Annotated in this window: 16 protein-coding genes; 7 read left to right on the top strand and 9 right to left on the bottom strand. The window is 68.9% G+C overall.

The window, feature by feature from the left end; all coding sequences use genetic code 11:
* Positions 1–107 precede the first annotated feature (107 nt).
* Entirely contained in the window at positions 108–2180 is a 2073-nt protein-coding gene (locus AC1Q5B_RS11565) for a putative bifunctional diguanylate cyclase/phosphodiesterase (protein WP_492631805.1), read from the top strand.
* Positions 2181–2196: 16 nt separating this feature from the next.
* On the opposite strand, the gene AC1Q5B_RS11560 is transcribed toward AC1Q5B_RS11565, so the two are convergent.
* A complete protein-coding gene (locus tag AC1Q5B_RS11560) occupies positions 2197–2787 on the bottom strand; it encodes a DUF6151 family protein (RefSeq protein ID WP_492631804.1) in 591 nt (196 codons plus the stop codon).
* Between the two features lie 107 nt (positions 2788–2894).
* Positions 2895–3833 (bottom strand): HDOD domain-containing protein, encoded by a 939-nt coding sequence (locus AC1Q5B_RS11555; RefSeq protein WP_492631803.1) that lies wholly within the window; start codon positions 3831–3833, stop codon positions 2895–2897.
* A 204-nt stretch (positions 3834–4037) separates the two neighbouring features.
* On the opposite strand from AC1Q5B_RS11555, the gene AC1Q5B_RS11550 reads away from it, so the two are divergent.
* Complete coding sequence (locus AC1Q5B_RS11550; protein WP_492631802.1) at positions 4038–4493, top strand: PA2169 family four-helix-bundle protein; 456 nt, start codon at positions 4038–4040, stop codon at positions 4491–4493.
* A gap of 94 nt (positions 4494–4587) precedes the next feature.
* Here the strand turns inward: AC1Q5B_RS11550 and ligD are convergent, their stop codons facing one another.
* From ligD to AC1Q5B_RS11525, 5 genes are all read right to left on the bottom strand, one after another.
* Entirely contained in the window at positions 4588–7125 is a 2538-nt protein-coding gene (gene ligD / locus AC1Q5B_RS11545) for a DNA ligase D (RefSeq protein ID WP_492631801.1), read from the bottom strand.
* Positions 7126–7197: 72 nt separating this feature from the next.
* Complete coding sequence (locus AC1Q5B_RS11540; protein ID WP_492631800.1) at positions 7198–7806, bottom strand: GIY-YIG nuclease family protein; 609 nt, start codon at positions 7804–7806, stop codon at positions 7198–7200.
* A 24-nt stretch (positions 7807–7830) separates the two neighbouring features.
* Positions 7831–8751 (bottom strand): non-homologous end joining protein Ku, encoded by a 921-nt coding sequence (gene ku, locus AC1Q5B_RS11535; RefSeq protein WP_492631799.1) that lies wholly within the window; start codon positions 8749–8751, stop codon positions 7831–7833.
* Between the two features lie 86 nt (positions 8752–8837).
* Positions 8838–9104 (bottom strand): DksA/TraR family C4-type zinc finger protein, encoded by a 267-nt coding sequence (locus AC1Q5B_RS11530; protein WP_492631798.1) that lies wholly within the window; start codon positions 9102–9104, stop codon positions 8838–8840.
* A 96-nt stretch (positions 9105–9200) separates the two neighbouring features.
* Positions 9201–10127, bottom strand: a complete 927-nt coding sequence (locus AC1Q5B_RS11525; RefSeq protein ID WP_492631797.1) for a M14 family metallopeptidase — start codon at positions 10125–10127, stop codon at positions 9201–9203.
* 130 nt (positions 10128–10257) lie between these two features.
* Here AC1Q5B_RS11525 and AC1Q5B_RS11520 point away from each other — a divergent pair, with 130 nt between their 5' ends.
* Positions 10258–11100, top strand: coding sequence for a class I SAM-dependent methyltransferase (locus AC1Q5B_RS11520; protein WP_492631796.1), 843 nt, complete (start codon positions 10258–10260; stop codon positions 11098–11100).
* 9 nt (positions 11101–11109) lie between these two features.
* Here the strand turns inward: AC1Q5B_RS11520 and AC1Q5B_RS11515 are convergent, their stop codons facing one another.
* Positions 11110–11700 (bottom strand): hypothetical protein, encoded by a 591-nt coding sequence (locus AC1Q5B_RS11515; protein ID WP_492631795.1) that lies wholly within the window; start codon positions 11698–11700, stop codon positions 11110–11112.
* Between the two features lie 304 nt (positions 11701–12004).
* Here AC1Q5B_RS11515 and AC1Q5B_RS11510 point away from each other — a divergent pair, with 304 nt between their 5' ends.
* Positions 12005–13831, top strand: coding sequence for an extracellular catalytic domain type 1 short-chain-length polyhydroxyalkanoate depolymerase (locus AC1Q5B_RS11510; RefSeq protein ID WP_492631794.1), 1827 nt, complete (start codon positions 12005–12007; stop codon positions 13829–13831).
* 22 nt (positions 13832–13853) lie between these two features.
* On the opposite strand, the gene AC1Q5B_RS11505 is transcribed toward AC1Q5B_RS11510, so the two are convergent.
* A complete protein-coding gene (locus tag AC1Q5B_RS11505) occupies positions 13854–15059 on the bottom strand; it encodes an alpha/beta hydrolase (protein ID WP_492631793.1) in 1206 nt (401 codons plus the stop codon).
* A 286-nt stretch (positions 15060–15345) separates the two neighbouring features.
* Between AC1Q5B_RS11505 and AC1Q5B_RS11500 the strand changes: the two genes are divergently transcribed.
* The 3 genes from AC1Q5B_RS11500 to AC1Q5B_RS11490 are packed head-to-tail and all read left to right on the top strand — an operon-like array spanning position 15346 to position 16311.
* Positions 15346–15519 (top strand): hypothetical protein, encoded by a 174-nt coding sequence (locus AC1Q5B_RS11500; RefSeq protein WP_492631792.1) that lies wholly within the window; start codon positions 15346–15348, stop codon positions 15517–15519.
* Between the two features lie 8 nt (positions 15520–15527).
* Positions 15528–15983 carry a YaiI/YqxD family protein gene (locus AC1Q5B_RS11495; protein WP_492631791.1) on the top strand — a complete coding sequence of 152 codons (456 nt, stop codon included), beginning with the start codon at positions 15528–15530 and terminating at the stop codon, positions 15981–15983.
* Positions 15984–15990: 7 nt separating this feature from the next.
* A complete protein-coding gene (locus AC1Q5B_RS11490; protein ID WP_492631790.1) occupies positions 15991–16311 on the top strand; it encodes a DUF6122 family protein in 321 nt (106 codons plus the stop codon).
* Positions 16312–16333 lie beyond the last annotated feature (22 nt).

The raw sequence follows: 16333 nt of genomic DNA, 5'->3' as shown, positions 1-16333 counted from the left end.
AGACGTGTGCCGCTTGCCGCTCCGGCGCACGCACACGGCCTCAAGACTTGCTGCGCAACGCCGATAGTAATGACTGATACGCCTTCGCCTGGGCAGCGATGCACGCCATGACCGGCACTTACAACGAGATCCTCGTTCTCTCCTCCCTGCTGGTCGCCATCCTGGCGTCGTACACTGCACTGGACATGGCGGGCCGTGTTGCGACCACGCACGGCACGGCGGCGCGGTGGTGGCTGGCCGGCGGCGCGTTGGCGATGGGCCTGGGCATCTGGTCGATGCACTTCGTCGGCATGCTGGCCTTCCACCTGCCCATCCCTCTGGGCTACGACATCACCCTGACCCTCTGCTCCATGCTGGCGGCCATCGGTTCGTCCGCCTTCGCGTTGTGGCTGGTCTCGCGCCCGCACCTGCCGCATCGCCGGCTGCTGCTGGGCGCGGTGCTGATGGGCATCGGCATCGCGCTGATGCACTACATCGGCATGGCGGCGCTGCAGATGCAGCCCGGCATCGAATACCACCCCGGCTGGTTCACGCTGTCCATCGTGATCGCGGTCGTCGCGTCCGGCGCCGCCCTGTGGATCGCCTTCCACCTGCGCAACGGCCGCCGCACCTACCTGCTGCGCGTACTCGCCGCGGTGGTCATGGGCTTCGCGATCGTCGGCATGCACTACACGGGCATGGCGGCGGCGCAGTTCCCCGCGGACAGCTGGTGCGGCGCGGCGCGCGACGGCGGTGTTCCCACGCAATGGCTGGCGGTGCTGGTGGTGGTGGCGACCGTGGCCATCATGGGGATCGCGCTGATCGTCTCGGTGCTGGACCGGCAGATGCACGCGCGTACGCACCATCTGGCGCACTCGCTGGCGCGCGCGAACGAAGAGCTAGTGCAGGCCGCGCTGCACGATCCGCTGACCCGCCTGCCCAACCGCATCCTGCTGCAGGACCGCATCGAACAGGCTATCGAGAAGGCGCGCCGCAAGCACGAGCAGTTCGCGGTGATGTTCGTCGATCTGGACGGCTTCAAGGGCATCAACGATGCCTACGGCCACCAGGCCGGCGACGCCCTGCTGGCCGACGTCGCCACCCGGGTGCGCAGCCTGCTGCGCGGCCAGGACACCCTGTCCCGGCTGGGCGGCGACGAATTCGTCCTGGTCATCGCGACGACCGACCCCGAGGACGCCGCGATGGTCGCGCAACGCATCCTCGACACGGTGTCGGCGACCGCCTTGTCCGTGCATGGCGTTGAGCTGAGCGTCACCGCCAGCATCGGCATCGCACTGTACCCGTCCGACGGCGACGGCGAGCGCGACCTGATGGCGCATGCCGATGCGGCGATGTACCACACCAAGGACAACGGCCGGAACGGATACACGTTCTTCGCCCCGTCGATGAACATCAGCGCGCACCAGCAGCTGAAGCTGCTCAACGAGCTGCGCCGCGCGGTGGAACGCAACGAACTGGTGCTGCACTACCAGCCGAAGTTCGCCGCGCCCGACGACCGGATGGTGGGCGCCGAAGCGCTGGTGCGCTGGCGGCATCCGGAACTGGGCCTGCTCGCACCGGGCACCTTCATTCCCGCGGCCGAGCGCAGCGGGCTGATCCTCGCCATCGGCGACTGGGTGCTGGACGAAGCCTGCCGCCAGTTGCGCGCCTGGCGCGATGCCGGCCACGAGATCGTGAACGTCGCGATCAATCTGTCGCCCCTGCAGTTTTCCTCGCCCAACCTCGTGGAGACGGTGGCGGACGCCTTGCAGCGGCATGGCGTGCAGGCGGACCACCTGACGCTGGAAATCACCGAAACCACCGCCATGCGCGATGCCGACGCCAGCCTGGGCATCCTCGAGGAACTGACGAAGATGGGCATCAGGATTTCTATCGACGACTTCGGCACCGGCTATTCCAGCCTGCTGTACCTGAAACGCCTGCCCGCGTCGGAACTCAAGATCGATCGCGCGTTCGTGCACGAACTGGAATCGAACGCGGAAGACGCGGCGATCGTGTCGTCGATCATCGCCCTGGGCAAGACGCTCAACCTGCGCGTCGTCGCCGAGGGCGTCGAAACCCTCGGCCAACGTCAGCAACTGCGGAAACTCGGGTGCGACCTCTATCAGGGCTACCTGATGGGCGAGCCGGTCGGGGCGGATCTCCTGTTCCGCGCGCAGGACGCCAGGCAACCGGCCTGAGCGACGTGCCCACGGTTCATGCGGGCTCCAGACGCGCGGACTGGCGCTCCTGCGGGCTCAGGGGGTGCGCGGTGCGATGCGGCTGGCCGTTGGCGTCGAAGAACAGGGATGGCGCCTGCCCGCGCAGCTTCGCCATCACGATGCCGGCAGCGATCCGGAGCCCACCGGTCGTCACGGCCAACGGCGTGGACGCCACGTCGCCGAGTGCCGAGCGGGCATGCAGCACGATGCGATCGCGCGGACCGAGCGCCGCGTCCACCTCTGCCGTGTTCGGAAGGCATGCGGCCACGATGCCGACATAGGCGACCCGGCCGTCCCGAGGCGCGTTGCCCAGCGGGGTGCGGCAGCACCCCGCGTACCAGCGCAACAGCCCTCCCTCATGCAGGCACAGGCCGGCGATGTTCTCTTCGCCTGCGGTGAACACGACGCCGTCGGGATTCATCGCCACGATATCGGTGCCGCCGTTCGCGTCCATCACCTCCGGCTGGCCCAGATGGCGCGCGTACGCCTGGCAATCGCGGCAGTAGCAGGTGGCGCGCGCATACGCACGCTGCGCCTGCACCTGGCCCCGCACCTTTCCGCATCGGCAACGCAATTCGAGTGTCATGGTATGCCTCATCATGATCTTGCCTGGGCGAGCAATACCGCACGCGATATAAGCATCACGTCAAACAGGAGTGCGTTGCCTGACCGACGGGAAAACACAGGGTCTGTTCAGGCGGCATCGGCCACGGCCGGCGCTTCCATCGCCGCACTGGCGCAGGGAGCCGCCAGCGCGAGTGCGCGGGCAAGCAGGCCCGCCTTCGCCATGTCGTCCACGTCCTGCTCGTGCAACGCCAGCATCACGCGCTCGGACAGCGCCCACTCGCGCGCGACCGCACGACCGATACGGGGCGACCACCGGTGCAGGAGGCGGGCCATGGCCTCGACGTCAGGCAGCCCACGCGCGTCCCGCGCAGCCTCGTCCCGCAGTACCTGCACGACCACGATCGCACCCAGCCCCTGTAGCAGCGCCAGCAGTTGCGCGGCGAACACGTCCTCCCGGCCGGCGGCGCGCACGGCGTCCGCCGCGATCAGCGCGGCGCGCTGGGTATGGTCCCAGAGCAAGTCCGGCAGGCGGCCGAACGCGCCACCCTCCATGCGCATCACCGGCTGCATCAGCGCGACCGCGACCAGATGACGAAGCCCCTCCACGCCGACCATCGCCACGGCGCGGTCCAGGCTTTCCACAGGCGCAACGCTGCGGTACAGCGCGCTGTTCGCCAGCTTCAGCAGGTTGGCGGCCAGCGCGGGATCGCGCGCGATGATGCCGGCGATGTCGCGGCTGGAGGCATCGTCGTCGTTGAGGGTGCTGAGCAGGTGCGGCAGCAGTTGCGGGCGGCGTGGCAGGCGCTGCGGGTCCTCGGCGAACCGTTGCAGTGCGCGCCTGGCGGCGGCGATGACGGGCACGCCGCCTTCCGGAGACGGCGACGTCGCCCTATCCACGCCCGCGAGGCGCAGCAACGGTCCGGCCCAGTCGCGCGACGCCGCTTCCGGCGACAGCGGCGATGCATGCTCCTGTTCCATCTCCGGTGCGGCACGCGCCGACGGCGGCGCGATCGGCGAACGCCGGCTCCTCGACCACCAATCCGTCACTTTCGCAAGCAGCGGCACGCGTACCCGCCCTTCTTCGCTTGTTCGATCTCATGGCATCGGCCGGGCAAGAGAGATCTTTAGCGATCTTCACGGACGCTTCGCAACCTCGCGACGTTCATGAATCCCGTCATTCCGTGGTCACACGATGTTGATCCCGCATGCGCGACGGTGACGTCACGGAAGGCAGACCCACGCGCCTCCCCCATTTCCACAGGAGCTTCCATGAACACCCAGAAAAAGATCCAGCACAGCCTCAACGATCTGATCGAGATCGCTCGCGACGGCCACGGCTTCTACACCGAGGCCGCCGGCAAGGTGAAGGATGCCGAACTCGCCGCGCTGTTCACGCGCATCGCCGGCGTCAAGCAGGACATCGTGGCGCGTCTCAGCGCCACCGTCGCCGCCACGGGCGGCAAGCCCGCCACACACGGCACCCTGGTCGGCAGCATGCAGCAGTTCTACGGCAAGGTCCGTGCCGCGCTAGGCGACACCACGTACGGTTACGTCTCCGAACTGGAGGAGTCGGAAGACCGTCTGCTGAAGGCGTTCAACGAGACCATCAGCGACGAGGATACGCCGGCCGCCGCGCGTGCCGAGGCCCAGGCCCTGCTGCCGAGCGTGCGCGAGTGCCACAACGTGATGCGCGACCGCAAGCAGGTGCTCAAGCACGCCAGCTGAGCCGCATACCGGCCCGCCCGCTACGAAGCCCCGCTGCCGCGGGGCTTCTTCATGGACGTCATGCGAGGTCCAGAACGGGTGCCGCAGCCGCAGGTCAGCGGGACTTCGTGCTGCCCCTGCCCGCCTTCGACAGTCTGGCCGCCACGGCCGCCAGATCCTGCTTCATGCGGGTGTAGTCGCCCCATGGATGCTCGCCGACGCGCGCCATGCGCCGCGGCGCGGATGCCAGCGTGTAGGCGTCGCCGCCCTTGATGCGGCCCAGTTCCTCCCAGCGCAACGGCATCGCCACGGGCGCGCCCTCGCGCGCTCGCAACGAAAACGAGGCCACGCTGGTGGCGCCGCGCCCGTTGCGCAGGTAATCGATGAAGATCCGGCCCTTGCGGAATTTTTTGGTCGCGCTGGCGACATAGGCCAGCGGCTCGGACGCGGCCATCGACTCGGCGAACGCATGCGCGAAGTCCTTAACCGGCGGCCACGGGCATGCGGGTTTCAGCGGCACCACCACATGCAGGCCCTTGCCGCCGGACGTGCGCACATACGACGTCAGTCCAAGCGCGCGCAGGCGCTTGCGCACCAGCCGTGCCGCATCCACCACGCGCGCCCACGCGACGTCCGGCCCCGGATCGAGGTCAAACACGATCCGGTCCGCGAGATCGGGCGCCTGCGCCTGCGCGCCCCAGGGATGGAATTCGATCGCGTTGAACTGCGCCAGCTCCAGCAGGCCGGTTTCGTCGTTCACGACCAGATAGTCCGCGCGCGCGCCGCCCTCTTCCTCCAGCGGCACCACATCGACCCGGTCCATGCCGGGCGTGTGGTGCTTCTGGAAGAAGCACGGCCGTCCGGCGCCCTGCGGACAGCGCACGACGGACAAGGGCCGGCCTTCGATCTCCGGCAGCAACCAGCGCGCCATCGCGCGGTAATAGTCGAAGACCTGCTGCTTGGTGATGCCGCTGTCGGGGAAGACGACGCGCTCGGGGTGCGTCAGGTCCACCGGGTCGGCAACCCTGGACGTGCGGCGTGTGGCAGGCATGGCGGATCCGGTACTGACGGTGGAAGACGAGGGTTCGCGCAGGTCCGCAGGGCGCTTGTCGCGCCGGAGCGTCTTCAGCGAGGGTTGCCGCAGCAGCCCCTGGTTGCCGAGCCCGTGGTGGAAGACTTCCGCCACCAGCGTCGGCGCGACCCAGCGGGCGCGCCGCAGCTCCGGATCGTCGACCTCGACGCGCGCCGTCGGTGCGCTGCGGTCGCGCGGCGCCAGCTGCGTGGCCAGCGTCTCCAGCAGGTCGTGGCTGAAGCCGGTGCCCACGCGTCCCGCATAGCGCCATCCACGCGCGCCCTCGGGCGCGGCCAGCAGCAGCGCGCCCAGCCCGCTGCGGCTGCCTTTCGGTGCGGTGAAACCGACGACCGCGAACTCGTCCGACGCCCGCTGCTTCACTTTGCGCCATGCGTCGCCGCGCCCCGCGTGATACGGCGCGTCCGCGCGCTTGCTGATGATGCCCTCGAGTCCACGCTCCAGCGCCATCGCCAGCGCTTCGTCGCCGCGCCCGACGATGTGCGAGCTGTAGACCAGCCGGTCGGTCGGCGACTTCAGTATCTCCGCCAGCAGCGCCTTGCGCTGGTACTGCGGGCTGCGCGCCAGGTCCACGCCATCGACCTGCAGGATGTCGAACAGCACGTACGACAGGGTCGCGTTCTTCTCTCCCGCCAGGGTCGCCTGCAGCAGGCCGAAGTCCTCCTGCCGCCCGGCGCCGGCCACCAGTTCGCCATCGAGCACGGCATCGTCCAGGTCCAGCGCCTCGAGCGCCGCCACGATCTCCGGCGCACGCGCCGTCCATTCGATCTCGTTGCGCGACCACAGCCGCGCCCTGCCCCTGGCGATCTGCGCGATCAGCCGGTAGCCGTCCCACTTCGCTTCGTGCAACCACGCGTCGCCTGCGGGAACATCGGCCTGCAGCTTCGCCAGCTGCGGCGTGCGGAAGCCGGGGCGCTGGCTGGTGGCGCGCGCACCGTCCAGGCGGGCCGCCCGTTTGGCCCAGCGATGCGTGCCCCGGGAGACATTGGACGTGCGCTTGCGGACCTTGCGGGCGGCGCGGGCCGGCTTCGCACCCGCCGGTAGAGTAACGTCCTGCAGCAGATCGTCGGCTTCCTGCGTTCCGGCGTAGTCGTCGCGCTCCTTGAAGAGCAGCCACTGCGGCTGGCGCGCCGGCTTCTGGGTACGGACCAGGTGCCAGCCACCCTTGAGCTTGTCGCCGAACATGCGGAAGCGCAGATGGCCTTTGGCGAGCTGCGCTTCCGCATCGCCGTCGGTCGTCCACAGGCCCTTGTCGAACGTGGCGACGTGGCCACCGCCGTACTGTCCTTTCGGGATGTCGCCTTCGAAATCGGCGTAATCGATCGGATGGTCCTCCACCTCGGCCGCCAGCCGCTTCACGTCCGGGTCGAAACTGGGGCCCTTGGGCACGGCCCAGCTCTTCAGCGTGTCGCCGACCTGCAGGCGGAAGTCGTAGTGGCGATGGCTGGCGTGGTGCAGCTGGACCACGAAGATAGGCCGCTTGCCGCGCGCGCGCCGTCCCTCCGCCGCCGGTTCCGGCGTGCGGTCGAAGCGGCGCTTGCGGCGGTATTCCTGCAGGCTCATCGGCATCCTCGACTGGATCCCTTATGCCGCGCACGCCGTCAACGGAACGTGCAAGCGCCGCAAGGACGCGACTCAGCGCGGTGCGAGCGTGTTGCGCGCCAGCCAGCCCAGCAGCGCCGGAGACAGCGTGTCGTCAAGCGCCACATCGAGCACCGCGTAGGCATCGAGTGCGTCCCGCAGCGCTGCCAGGGGCGGCCACGCGGCTGCGGCTGGCCAGGCGTCGGGGGCGCCGTAGCGTGCGACGGCCGCCTGCTCGCCCGCCTCCAGCCGCTCGCGCTGCTCCTGCAGGCGACGCGCGACCCACCTGCGCACGGGCGCATGCACCATGAATCCCTGCGCTGCCAGCGCCGCCCTCGCCGCCTCCAGCGTCTCCAGTGCGCCGCGGAACCATTCCGTATGCCCCGCCGCCGTCCCTGGCACCTGCAACGGCGGCGGTGCGGCGTGGTCGCGCAGGGCGCGCTTCCAGTGCGTTTCCCAGCCGCGCGCCTCGCGCATGCTGCCCGCTTCGGCCAACCAGCCGCGATCGAGATCGAAGAACTCGTACCAGCGCGGCGAGAACGCCTGCAGGCGCGCCAGCGGGTCAGTGGCGATGCCGAGCTTGGCGTGGTCCTCGTAGGCGCACGGCAACACGTACAGGCAAGCGCGTCCGCTGGCGCCCGTGCCGACGCCGTCGACCGGCACGATGCGCCGCCCTCCCCCCATGCGTCAGCGCGACGCGGCCTTGCGGGCGCGCTTGGCCGGTGCCTTCTTCGCGGCCTTGGCGGATTTTTTCGTCGCCTTGCCGGCTGGCGCCTTCCTGGCCGCCGTCTTCTTTGCCGGCGTTCGCTTCTTGCTGTCCAGGCTCTTCTGCAGCAGCGACATGAAGTCGACCACGTTGGTCGCGGCATCCTCGTGCTCGGCCTCCTCCTGCTCCACGATCTTCGTGGTGGCGCCGCGGGCCTTGATGCGCTTCTTGATGATCGTCTCCAGGCGCTTGCGGAACTCGTCCTGGTAGTCGTCGGGCTTCCACGTGGCCGACATCGACGCGATCAGCGTTTCGGCCATCTCGCGCTCTTTGGCGGTGATGCGGTAATCGGCCGCCTTCCCGGTCGGCAGCTTGTACTCCTCGGGATCGACCAGTTCCTGCGGATAGCGCAGCATCAGCAATACCAGCGCGTCGCCTTCCGGCACCACGGCGCACAGGTATTCGCGGGTGCGGATCACCACCCGCGCGACGCCGACCTTGCCGGTGGTGGCCAGCGTGTCGCGCAGCAGCACGTAGCCTTTTTCCGCCTTCTTTCCGGGCACCAGGATGTACGGCTTCTCGAAGAAGCGCAGGCCGATCTCGTCGCGGTCGACGAAAGCCTCCACGTCGACGGATTCATGCGTCTGCGGCGCGGCGGAGGCGATGTCCTCCTTCTCGACGACGACGTAGCTGCCCTTGTCGTACTCGAACGCCTTGACGATGTCCTTCCACGGCACTTCCTCGCCGGTGTCGGCATTGACGCGCTCGAACCGGATCGGCTTCCTGTCGCGCGAGTCGAGCATGCGGAAGCTGATGTCCACCTTGCGCTCGCCGGACATCAGCGAGACCGGGACATTGAGGAGGCCGAACGACAGCGTGCCGGTCCAGATGGGGCGTGCCATGGCGTGCCTGCGGGGAACGGGAGGGACCCCCATCGTGTGCAGGCGCGCGGGAAACGGATGTGAAGACATCCGCACCGCGATCCGTCTCAGCGCAGCTGGCTGTCCTTGCTGCCGCGCCGGTTGTACAGGCCGGCGCCCTGTTCCTCCTGATCGGCCGCTTCCTGGCAGACCACACACAGGCGAACGCCGGGCACGGCTTTCTGGCGTGCCATCGGAATGGGTTTACCGCATTCCTCGCAGTGCGTCAGGCTGGGGCCCTGGGGCAACGCGCGGCGTGCGCGCTCGATGCCGTCCTTGACGGTCGCATCGATCTGGTCCTGCACGGCGCCGTCGCCGGCCCACCCGGTTGCCATGGTCCTCTCCTCATCGTGGATCGGTCGCCCGGCAGCTTACGCCGCTGCCGGCCACCGTCGTTTCACGAACAGGAATGGGGTCGGAAGCGCCCCGCTTCAACCGTGCGCGAGCGCGTAGTCGATCGCGGCCACCACCGCCGCCACCTGCGCGTCGTTGCACTGCTGCGGCGTGGCCCTGGCGCTGTCGGGATAGACCTCGGTGATGGTGGTGTAGCGCGCTTCGGTGATGCCCGTGCACAGGCCCAGCGACTTCACCGGGTACTCGATCACGCCCTCGGCGACGACCGGCGAGCCGATGATCTCGCCCCGCGCGTCGGCCGGCGCGATGTGCGTGACGGCGGCGACGGCGGCGATCACCGCACGCTGGAAGTCGGGCTGCCGGCGCTCGCTGTCGTCCACGAGGTAGAACCCGTCCGGGATCTCGCCCGGCGCGTAGGGTTTGCCGTCGCGCGCGGCCAGCGCCGGCCGGAATTCGGTCTCGTCGCTGTCGGTGGTCTCGTGCAGGTCGATGTGCATCAGCACGCGGTCCTTGAGCGGTGCGACCAGCGCGATGAGCGCGGCGGCTTCCTGCGCCGGACTGTCGGCCCGGAAAGAGCGGTTCGGATCCAGCGCGTCGGCATTCCAGCGATGGATGCGCTCGTAACCCCACGGGCTGACGCAGGGCACCACCAGCAGGTTGGCCCGGCCCGCGTAATCGCCGGCGCGCTGTTCCAGGAACTGCAGGGCGCCATGCACGCCACTGGTCTCGTAGCCGTGCACGCCGCCGGTCACCAGCAGGGTCGGCAAGGTATCGCTCCAGTCGCGGCTGCGCACGGCGAACAGCGGATAGGTTTCGCCGGGACCGTAGTCGAGCGTGCCGTACTGATGCACGTCGAACCGGTCGCGCAGTGCGTCGACCGCCACGACGACATCGTCGACATAGCGCCTGCGCACGCGCTGCTGCGCGCGCCACTGCGCTTTTTCCGCCGCGCCCCACGGCTGGCCAGGAGTACCGATGGGATGGAAACGGTCGAACGTGGTCATGGCGATCGCGGCGGCGGAACAAGGGGCCCGCACTATACCAGCGCGGTCCGGCCGCCCCGATCGCGCTCCGCACTGTCCCGGACACGCGATCGCGGCGAAAATACCCCGACATCCTCCGCTCGAACGCCCGATGCCCCGCTACGCCGGCCCCCTGCTGACCCGCGAGACCGCCACCGCCCTGCTCGCCGCCCGAGATCGCGGCGAAGAACGCTGGACGGGTTCGCTCGATCTCGGGCGTTCGCAGGGCGAGGCGGTGCTGGCGGCCGATGGGTGGCAGTGGCACGGCATCACCTATCCGTATCCGGGCAAGCTCAAGGACCGCACGCTGTACTGGTGGGACGGCGAGGACTTCGAGCCGGTATCGCGCTATGCCGGATCGCTGATCAAGCTGGTGCCCACCGAATGGGGCGTGCCGACGTTCGAGATCGACGGCATCAAGATGCTGCCCACGTCGAAGGAATCCCCACTCGACGATGCGCGCCGCAAGGTCGCGCTGGTGGAACCGCGCGGCAAGACCGTGCTGGATACCTGCGGTGGGCTGGGCTACTTCGCGGCGTGCTGTCTCGAAGCGGGCGCCACGCGCATCCTGTCGTTCGAGAAGAATGCCGACGTGCTGTGGCTGCGCACGCTGAATCCCTGGTCGCCGGACCCGGACGACGATGCGGCCACCGGTCGCCTGCAACTCACCCACGCCGACGTGTCCGAGGCGATCGCGCAGGTGCCGGAGGGCGCGGTGGATGCGCTGCTGCACGATCCGCCGCGCTTCGGCATCGCCGGCGAACTGTACTCGCAGGCGTTCTACGACCAGCTCGCGCGCGTCCTGCGGCGGGGTGGCACGCTCTTCCATTACACCGGCAGCCCCAACAAGCTGACCAGCGGCCGCGACGTACCCGGCGAAGTGGCCAGGCGCCTGGAAAAAGCCGGCTTCAAGGCGCAGCGGGCGCTGGATGGCGTCACCGGCGTGCGCCGCTGACGGCGCGCGTCAGTACTCCATCACCACCGCGTACAGCCGCAGGCGCCCGGCATAGCTGCCCTGGCGGTTGATCTCGAAATACCACCACTGCTCGGCGGGAGCGGCGATGTCGCTCTTGGTCAGGATCACCGCGACGTCCTGCATGATCGTCGGCGACTCCGGCACCGCGGCCAGCGGCGTACCGTAGCTGGAATAGGTTTCGAAACCACTGCCGTGCTTCAGCGTTACCGGCGTGACCACGAACTGCAGGTCGCCGCCGGCATCGTCGGTGATCTCGTAGAGGAAGCGCAGGAGGATGCGGGTGCCGGTGAAGTCCGCAGGACGCTTCAGCGTGAAGGACATGGGGCCGGTGTTGCCCGTCCAGTTCACCCCGCGCGTGTGCACGTCGAACGTGCCGAAGGTCGACCGCGACAACGCGTGAGCCGGGACAGTGACGTTGCGGGTGAACCGCGGGCAGCGCGCGGGCTGCTGCGTGCACAGCACCGATACGGCGTCGACCACGGGCGGACGCTTGCGGAGCAGCTCGTCAGGCGGGGGCGCTGCGAGTACGTGCCCGCTGGCGACGACGAACAGTGCCGACAGCATCGAGCGAATGGCCATGGTTCCTTCTCCCTGGATCTGCCCTCGCAGGCTGCGATGGCTTGCATCCAAGGCGAACGCGGCGGCGACGCGGTATCGGACAGCACCGCCCGTCGGTCACGCGGATCCGTCGAGACGCTCGTCCGGACCGCCAGGGCAGGTCCGGATGATGGAGACCATCCGCCGGCGGCGACCGGCCGTCCGCCGCGCATTGCGACCGGCATCACGCCCGCGCGATGGTGCGATGCAGCTTTCCCCTTTGGCCAATGCCGCGGCGGGATGCGCTGTGGCCCACTGCCGCCACTTCACACCGGAGGTGCCGTCGATGTCGATCGCTGCCCTGCTGTCGTGTCCTGCCCTGCGCCACCGTCTCCATCGCCTGGGCGCCGTACTCGCCCTGTCCTGCCTGTTCGCCAGCGGCAACGCGCTGGCGCTGACCGAAGTCACGGGCTTCGGCAGCAACCCCGGCAACCTGCGCATGCACAAGTATGTGCCGAGCGGCCTGCCGGCGGATGCACCGCTGGTGGTCGCCCTGCACGGTTGCGCGCAATCCGCGTCCAGCTACGACGCCGAGACCGGCTGGGAACTGCTCGCGAACCGCTTCGGCTTCGCGCTGCTGCTGCCGGAACAGCAGACCGGCAACAACAGCAGCCGCTGCTTCAACTGGTTCGAGATCGCCGACACCGCACGTGGCCAGGGCGAACCGCTGTCGATCAAGCAGATGGTCGATCGCATGGTCGCCGACCACGGCATCGATCCCGCGCGCGTCTACGTCACCGGCCTGTCCGCAGGCGGCGCGATGACCTCGGTGATGCTGGCGACGTATCCCGATGTGTTCGCCGGGGGCGCCATCGTCGCGGGGCTTCCCTACCGCTGCGCGACGACGCAGACCGCGGCCTTCAGCTGCATGAATCCCGGCAGCGACCTGACGCCCGCGCAATGGGGCGCAAAAGTGCGCGCCGCCAGCAGTTGGACCGGTCCGTGGCCCATCGTGTCAATCTGGCATGGCGATGCCGACTACACCGTGCGTCCCGCCAACCTCACCGAAAGCCTGGAGCAATGGGCCGACGTGCACGGCATCGATACCGTCGCCGATGCCAGCGACACGGTCAGCGGCTACCCGCACAAGGTCTACAAGAACGCCGCGGGCGTAGCGAAAGTGGAAACCTATGTCATCACCGGCATGGGCCACGGCACGCCAGTCGATCCTGGCGCAGGCGAGACGCAATGCGGCACGGCCGGAGCGTACATCCTCGACGTGAACATCTGCTCCAGTTACTACATCGCGCGCTTCTTCGGCCTGGACAACCTGGACGGAGTCGCGCCAACCGTGGCACTGACCTCGCCGGTCAACGGTGCCACCGTCAGTGGAACGGTCACCGTGTCGGCGACCGCCAGCGATGACGTGGGCGTGGACCGGGTGGATTTCCTGCTGGACGGCACGCTGCTCGGCAGCGACAGCAGCGCGCCCTACAGCCTGTCCTGGAACAGCAATGGCGCCAGCAATGGCGCGCATGTGCTGCTGGCACGCGCTGTCGACCTGGCCGGCAATACCGGCACCTCGTCCCCGGTCACCGTCTCCGTGACGGGGGGCACCAGCGGCGGCTCCCCGGTAACGGTGGTGTTCAACAATGAAGACGCCAACGACGGCTACGTGAAGGCCAGCAGCACCGGCGGCAGCGCCTCCGTCGGCACGCTGGAGGCGTACTACGGCCTCGCCGTCGGCCGCGGCACCGACGGCAACTACAACCGCGCCGTGCTGTCGTTCGACACCTCGTCGCTGCCGGACAACGCGATCGTCACCTCGGCGACGCTGACCGTCGCCTATCGCGGCGCCAGCGGCGATCCCTGGAGCAGTCCGGCCGGCAACACGATGGTCGTCGACGTGCGCAACGGGTGCTTCGGTGCCTGCACGATCGAGTCCGCGGACTGGTCGGCGGCGTCGACCGCAGCGGCCAGCGCCCAGGTCCCGGCCTTTACCGGCGGCAACCAGACCAGCACCGTGTTCGACACCGCCGGCCGCGCGGCGATCAATCGCACGGGACGCACCCAACTGCGGTTGCGCTTCAATGCCAACCAAACCGCGACGAACTACCTGTGGATCGACCGGGGCGCCACCGCGAAACTGTCCATCACCTACACGCTGCCGTAAGCGAGTCGGTCCTGCCGCTGCCTCACGGCGGCGGCAGGATCTTCCAGAACATGCCGGCGCCCAGCTTCACCGACTGCAGCGGCTTGCGCTGCGCGGCAGGCTGGTTTGCGCGGAACATCTCGCGGATATCGCCCATCACCTTGTCCGATTCCATGAAGTAGGAGTGGGCCAGCATGCTCTGGTCCACACCGGACACATCGATGGTGTCCACACCGTTCACCAGCACCACGCCTTCGCTGGTGTCGCCGGCGCGCGGGCCGCGGTTGACCTGCTTGGACGCCTTCAGCGCCATGTCCTCCGATGACGCATAAAGCGTGACCCTTCTGCTGGCGGCACTCATCGCCGGTGCCAGTTCGGTGCGGAACACCTTGGCATCGATGTCCGGCGCCGCCAGGATGATGCCTCGGAACCGTCCGCGCAGATCCGGCCGCTTCGCCACCAGGTTGCGGATCGCCTGGGTGACGCCGCGCGTGCCCATGCTGTGGCCGATGATGTAGAGGTTCTGCGCACCGGACCGGTCGGCCATGTCGGCCAGGAAGCCTTCGATCAGCGGCGCCGAACGCGCGATGCTCTGCTCGTCGGTGAAGTAGCCCGCCAGGGCCGCCTGCGACGGCCAGCTGTAGAACACCGGTGCGCCATCGAAGCGCAGGTCGTAGGCCAGTTGCGCGGTGCGCCGCGCCGCGTCACGAAAGCTGACGTTGTAGCCGTGCACGAACACGAAGGCGTTGCTGCCGCGTGATTCGCCGACGCGTCCATACAGCCTGGCGAAGAACGCATCGCGCGGAAGACGGGCCACTTCCTGCAGGATCACGTGCTGCTTCGGGTCTTCCTTGAACTCCAGCAGGTACCAGCGCGGCGATTCCAGTTCGCCTGCGACATGTGACGTCGGAATGCTGATGCGCGCGGTGCCGTAGGTCAGTTCGCGAGCCAGGCCGGCGGTGAAACGGTCGTCCGCCGGCAGCGTGGCGAACGCGGGCGCCGGCATGCGGTTGGTGGCGTAGAACACGTCGACGTTGACGAAATCGGCCTTCGGCACCGGCGGCGTGACACGCGGCGTGGGCGGCGGCACGGTGCCCGACGGCGGAGGCGGAGGCGGAGGCGGAGGCGGCGGAGGTGGTGGTGGTGGTGCCGGGATGTCCTCCGGAGGCGGTGGCGGCTCGTGGACGACCCGTTTCGAACAGCCGACCAGCACCAGGGCCAGCAGGACCAGGCAGAGAACTCGCCGCATCGATCACCCCATGGAAAGACGTCCGGGGCACCCCTCCCCGGGATGCCCGACGTTTCGATGGTATAGCAGCGCCATCGGCACGCGCGAGCGCCCTGCCCGGCGACGCCCTCCGCATGCCTGCCCGCGCACCGCGACCGCTCGACGGGCATAGGCGTCGCTCATAACCCCTTGAAACACGGCCGCTCGACGGGGCCACTGCCCTCGGATGGCGGATGCGGGCTATCGTGTGCGCCTGTGGACGGCCTTCGGGCCCACGCCTACCTCCCTCTGCCGAGCACCTCCCTCCATGCCGAAACCCAACTACTCCTTCGAGAAGCGCCAGCGCGAACTGGCCAAGAAAAAGAAGAAAGACGAAAAGGACGCCAAGAAGCGCGCCGAACGCGACGCTGCCCGTCCCGACGCTGACGCCGACGCCGACGCAGCGGACCCCGATCCCGCCGGATCCGACACCGCCGAATGACCGGCGCGGTGCCCGTCCCCCAGGTCTGGGTGGATGCCGATGCCTGCCCCGGACCGGTGAAGGAGATCCTGTTCCGCGCCGCCGAGCGCGCGCAGGTGCAGGTCACGCTGGTCGCCAACCAGTGGCTGCGTACTCCGCCGTCGCGCTTCATCCGCGCTCTGCAGGTCCAGGGCGGCTACGACGTGGCCGACGACGCCATCGCCGAGCGCGCGACGGCCGGCGACCTGGTGGTCACGCAGGACATTCCGCTGGCCGCCCGCGTGCTGGCCAACGGGGCCGATGCGGTCAATCCGCGTGGCGATCGCTTCACGCCCGACAACATCGCCGAACGCCTGTCGATGCGGAACTTCATGGACGAGTTGCGCGGCGCCGGCGTGCAGACCGGCGGTCCGGCGACGTTCAATGCGCGCGACCGCCAGGCGTTCGCCAACCAGCTCGACCGCTGGCTGGCTTCGCGGCGCTGAGCCCGCCATGCCCGATGTCGAGATCCGCGCCCCGCTCCACCTGCTGCTGCACGTCCTCGTGCCGCTGGGCGTCGCGCGGCTGTGCTGGCCCAAGGACTGGAAACGCGCCGCGCTGTGGATGCTGGCCGCCTGGGCGATCGACCTCGACCACCTGCTGGCGGACCCGATCTACGCACCCGGCCGCTGCAGCATCGGCTGCCATCCGCTGCATACGTGGCCGGCGATCGTGGTGTACGCCGGATTGACGCTACCGAAGAAGACCCGCTGGTTCGGCGTCGGCCTGCTGATCCATATCGTGCTGGACGGGATCGACTGCCTGCTGATGTGACTCCCCGTGGTGGCGTGGACGC

The sequence above is a fragment of the Pseudoxanthomonas sp. GW835-FHT14C01 genome, assembly GCF_058793715.1.
This window is presented reverse-complemented; position numbering and strand designations above follow the sequence as displayed.

Excerpts from the sequence above, each read along its gene's own strand:
- AC1Q5B_RS11565 (WP_492631805.1), top strand. The coding sequence starts at position 108 with ATGACCGGCACTTACAACGAGATCCTCGTTCTCTCCTCCCTGCTGGTC.
- AC1Q5B_RS11560 (WP_492631804.1), bottom strand. The coding sequence starts at position 2,787 with ATGACACTCGAATTGCGTTGCCGATGCGGAAAGGTGCGGGGCCAGGTG.
- AC1Q5B_RS11550 (WP_492631802.1), top strand. The coding sequence starts at position 4,038 with ATGAACACCCAGAAAAAGATCCAGCACAGCCTCAACGATCTGATCGAG.
- ligD (WP_492631801.1), bottom strand. The coding sequence starts at position 7,125 with ATGAGCCTGCAGGAATACCGCCGCAAGCGCCGCTTCGACCGCACGCCG.
- ku (WP_492631799.1), bottom strand. The coding sequence starts at position 8,751 with ATGGCACGCCCCATCTGGACCGGCACGCTGTCGTTCGGCCTCCTCAAT.
- AC1Q5B_RS11530 (WP_492631798.1), bottom strand. The coding sequence starts at position 9,104 with ATGGCAACCGGGTGGGCCGGCGACGGCGCCGTGCAGGACCAGATCGAT.
- AC1Q5B_RS11525 (WP_492631797.1), bottom strand. The coding sequence starts at position 10,127 with ATGACCACGTTCGACCGTTTCCATCCCATCGGTACTCCTGGCCAGCCG.
- AC1Q5B_RS11520 (WP_492631796.1), top strand. The coding sequence starts at position 10,258 with ATGCCCCGCTACGCCGGCCCCCTGCTGACCCGCGAGACCGCCACCGCC.
- AC1Q5B_RS11515 (WP_492631795.1), bottom strand. The coding sequence starts at position 11,700 with ATGGCCATTCGCTCGATGCTGTCGGCACTGTTCGTCGTCGCCAGCGGG.
- AC1Q5B_RS11510 (WP_492631794.1), top strand. The coding sequence starts at position 12,005 with ATGTCGATCGCTGCCCTGCTGTCGTGTCCTGCCCTGCGCCACCGTCTC.
- AC1Q5B_RS11505 (WP_492631793.1), bottom strand. The coding sequence starts at position 15,059 with ATGCGGCGAGTTCTCTGCCTGGTCCTGCTGGCCCTGGTGCTGGTCGGC.
- AC1Q5B_RS11500 (WP_492631792.1), top strand. The coding sequence starts at position 15,346 with ATGCCGAAACCCAACTACTCCTTCGAGAAGCGCCAGCGCGAACTGGCC.
- AC1Q5B_RS11490 (WP_492631790.1), top strand. The coding sequence starts at position 15,991 with ATGCCCGATGTCGAGATCCGCGCCCCGCTCCACCTGCTGCTGCACGTC.